The following is a 3,472-nucleotide window of genomic DNA, read 5'->3' as shown; positions in this document are numbered from 1 at the left end:
CGGCCTATGCCACGATCAAGGGATTCGAAGTCATGCGAGCCCTGCGCAAAGGACAGGCTCGCCCCTGGTGCCTGCAGCCCGGCATCAGGGGCGAGGTGCGCCTTGTGGAGAGAGCTTTTGGCATTGGGCCCTCGGCGCTGACGGAGGCCATGGGCATGCTCAACCACCATTTCGCAGCAGCCGCCTGATCGGCGCAGAGCGACAGCCTACCTCTGACTGCCGCCAATCTTTGCAACAGAGCCCGCGCACCCAGCTCGGACATGGTCGCATTCTTTTCGCCATACCCGTTATCGCTGACTATCCTCGACCATGACAAGCTTCTCTCAAAGATCGCTCGTGCGGTCGATAATAAGCGGGTAGGTAATTTAGTTGTTCGCGCGCATATCACTGATGTCCGACCGGGCCAGTTGAGTGCGTCAGGTCAAGGCGTTTACCTGCTGGTATGGGGCGGGTAGACAGCGACAATCGAACTCGCGACAGACTAATTGCCGCGCGAACCTTGCACTGTGAGGATTTGACATCCAAGGCAGCGGTACCACGGTGAGCGTCGGGATTAAGAGCCGGATTCGGAAGTTTCTCAATTCTGACAAAGCCTTGCGGTTCTGCGCGTGAGCATGCGGATTGAGGCGACGAGGGCCCAAGCGGTGGACGAGGCTATGGATCGCTCCCAGTCTTTTGCGAGCCGACGACAGCGCCCGAGCCAGGCAAAAGTCCGTTCGACCACCCATCTGCGGGGCAGCACCTGAAAGCCTTTCGCCTTGTCCGATCGCTTGATGATTTCGATCGTCCATTTGCCCATGCCAACCAAGGCGGATCGTAGCTTATCGCCTGCGTAACCGCCATCGGCAAAGATGTGTCGCAGCCAGGGAAACCGTTTGCGAATGGCTGCCAGCACATCGACGGCCCCATCTCGGTCCTGAATATCGGCGGCATGTACGAGGATGAAGATGAGGAAGCCGCAGGTGTCCGTCAGGATATGTCGCTTCCGGCCTTTCACCTTTTTGCCCGCGTCATAGCCCGAGATTCCGCCACTTTCGGTGGTCTTGACCGATTGGCTGTCGATCACTCCGGCGCTGGGCGAAGCTTCACGCCCTTCGATTTCCCGCAGGTTCATGACCAGCACCGTGTTGATCGCGTCGAACAGACCGGCATCGCGCCAGGCATAGAAATAGCGCCGCACCGTCGATACCGGAGGAAAGCACTTCGGCAGAAGCCGCCACGCCCACCCGCTTGCCGCGATGTACAGCATCGCGTTCAGAACCTCGCGCATGTCGGTAGTCCGGCGTCGGCCACCTCGCCTCGCCGGTGGAACGAAAGGTGCTGCCAGCACCCACTCCGTGTCCGTCATATCCGATGGATATCGCAAACCTTCCCGACTATGCTCACGCCGGGCAATACCAGTCCATGCCACCATCCACTCCTTCTTGTCGCAAAGAGGCGTGAATCACAACATGCTGGTATTGCTCAACAACTTTCGGATGAGGCTCTTATATAACGAAGCTCATTTCGGTTCTAGGTGACTAGCGGCGAATTGATCGCACCGGTCGCGATTGCGCCGCCGATTCTGAAACCGCCAAACATGCGCTCGATGCGGTAGCGCCACTTGTGGGTTGCCCGGCCATGCTCAATCGTGATCCGGCGCATTGATCGGCCATGTTTGAAGGCCTGCCGCACTTTCCGGTCCATACCTTCCACACAACCAAAAGGGGCCCGTACCTTCCGGCGCGGGCCCCTTGAGGCTGTCATCGAGGTCCGGCGACGCTTACTTGAAACGAATGCCGATGCCGCCCATCACGCGCTGACGGCTGCTATTGCCGTGATAGTTTGAATATACGTACTGTGCACTCGCATAAACCGGAAGGCGTCCTTGCGTCAGAGAAAATTCGACGCCGCCGCCGACTTGATAGCCGTCAGCGCGGTAGTGATCGTACACGAGTGTATTGCCTACGGGTCCTTCAATGCGCTCGCGTTGTTCGCCGTTTACGTAGCCGGCCTTACCAAAGATCAAAACGTCCGGAGTGGCTAGAAAGCCGGCTCGTACAGCAGCGCCCCATTCTTCAAACGCCTTATGGTCGATACTGTTTCCATTGGCGAGCGCCGTGGTGTTCTCGTTGCCCTTGCCGGGCTTCCAGAAACTGCCTTCCGCACCGATCACGACGCGCTCACCCAAAGTGCCGTCGAAGCCGATTGTACCACCATAACCAAACTTGTCGTTGTGGTTACCCTCCGACTGAAAGCGGTCACCGCCAAAGTTACCTTCAAGGCGGATGCCGCGAAAGCTAGTGCCGTTTTCGGCCACGATCGGCGCATTCGTCGAAGCGTCGACGCCTGCATCCTGAGCCATTGCCGACGTGGACGCGATTCCCGCAGCAACAGCGACTGCAAGGGAGAGCGGCTTGAAAGTCATGGAAGTATCCTCTGGAGTGTCATTCGAATGGCAAAAGATGGAAACGCCCATCAAGTTTCCGAGGACCGCGGCAATCGGTTGAAACTACGAAAGCATGTGACCAAATTGCAACACTGATGCGACCGCTCATGATGTATCAACGGGAAAAAAATGCCGCTCGATCATACGATCAATGAGCGCACTCCAGCGAGGATTTCGCCGCGTAAACTGAGCCGTTTACGGGTATCACAACCGATTGCTCCTGCGTTGAAAGACATCGGGAGATTCGTGAGCTGTGTGCGAGTTGATAGTCTCACCGATGAAAAATACCTGCAGGGTCAATACCGGTTCTCGCCAAACGCACGAGATACGTTAGGCAAGGCCAACTGGCCTGCTAATGTGCACTTCTGCACTATCGGATGAGTTGTACCAATCCCCAAAAGGCATTCTTTGTAATCGTTCACATGGGAAAAATCACCATTCCATATGCACTTGAAAATGAATACCTTCCCTTATGATGGTTAATAAAGGGGGACCTATGATTCGACTTGCTGAAAATGCACCGGTGCTGACAAGGCGTGAAGCCGAAGTCGTCCGCCTCGTCGCTGACGGGTACTCGGCAAAAGAGGCAGCATTAAATCTTAAGATCGCGCCGTGCACGGTTGAACGGCATATCGAGAATGTCCGGCTGAAAACACGGGCGCGTAACCGAGCACATATGATCGCGCACGTCGTATTTGGCGGTCTGATCTAAAAGTAATCGGCCGGAACTTTCAGGACTTCGGGAAACCAGTCGTCGAAAGCGGGCCGAGAATAGCACGAATTTAAAAGCCCGCATTCTCAATCGCGCAACCCATACGAGGTCCGGTCTCTGTAGCCCGAGGCGATGGAATGCGCGCGGTCTTTTACCCGGCTGTAGGCGAGTCGCCAATTCGGATTTCCAGCGCGATCTTGGCGAGGAGCGTGCTGGCGCATGGCCTCGATGCAGTCGGCGTAGATAGCTTGTCGGTCGTGAACAATGCGATGTTCGTTTCGGCGACGGGTAGATTGCGTCCGATGTGCCGTGAGGGGTTTATCGAACTGGTA

The 3,472-nt window shown here is 56.5% G+C and carries 5 protein-coding genes and 1 pseudogene; 3 read left to right on the top strand and 3 right to left on the bottom strand.

Annotation, left to right across the window (positions count from 1 at the left end):
- Positions 1–188 (top strand): annotated as a pseudogene (locus tag LH128_RS18145) (IS6 family transposase); the annotation flags it as partial.
- Positions 189–577: 389 nt separating this feature from the next.
- Here LH128_RS18145 and LH128_RS18140 read toward each other — a convergent pair.
- From LH128_RS18140 to LH128_RS18135, 3 genes are all read right to left on the bottom strand, one after another.
- Positions 578–1,414 carry an IS5 family transposase gene (locus LH128_RS18140; RefSeq protein ID WP_024018979.1) on the bottom strand — a complete coding sequence of 279 codons (837 nt, stop codon included), beginning with the start codon at positions 1,412–1,414 and terminating at the stop codon, positions 578–580.
- Between the two features lie 98 nt (positions 1,415–1,512).
- Entirely contained in the window at positions 1,513–1,686 is a 174-nt protein-coding gene (locus LH128_RS34650) for a hypothetical protein (RefSeq protein WP_156799953.1), read from the bottom strand.
- A 76-nt stretch (positions 1,687–1,762) separates the two neighbouring features.
- Positions 1,763–2,407 (bottom strand): outer membrane protein, encoded by a 645-nt coding sequence (locus LH128_RS18135; protein WP_008831127.1) that lies wholly within the window; start codon positions 2,405–2,407, stop codon positions 1,763–1,765.
- 517 nt (positions 2,408–2,924) lie between these two features.
- Here LH128_RS18135 and LH128_RS32315 point away from each other — a divergent pair.
- On the top strand, positions 2,925–3,140 hold the full coding sequence (locus tag LH128_RS32315) for a helix-turn-helix domain-containing protein (RefSeq protein WP_081799049.1): 216 nt from the start codon (positions 2,925–2,927) through the stop codon (positions 3,138–3,140).
- A 137-nt stretch (positions 3,141–3,277) separates the two neighbouring features.
- On the top strand, positions 3,278–3,472 hold a 195-nt coding region (locus LH128_RS34645), incomplete at its 3' end, for a hypothetical protein (RefSeq protein WP_008831126.1).

This window comes from Sphingomonas sp. LH128 (assembly GCF_000293195.2).
Lineage (GTDB): Bacteria > Pseudomonadota > Alphaproteobacteria > Sphingomonadales > Sphingomonadaceae > Novosphingobium > Novosphingobium resinovorum_A.
The sequence above is the reverse complement of the archived record's forward strand: the minus strand, read 5'-3'. Positions and strand labels throughout refer to the sequence as shown.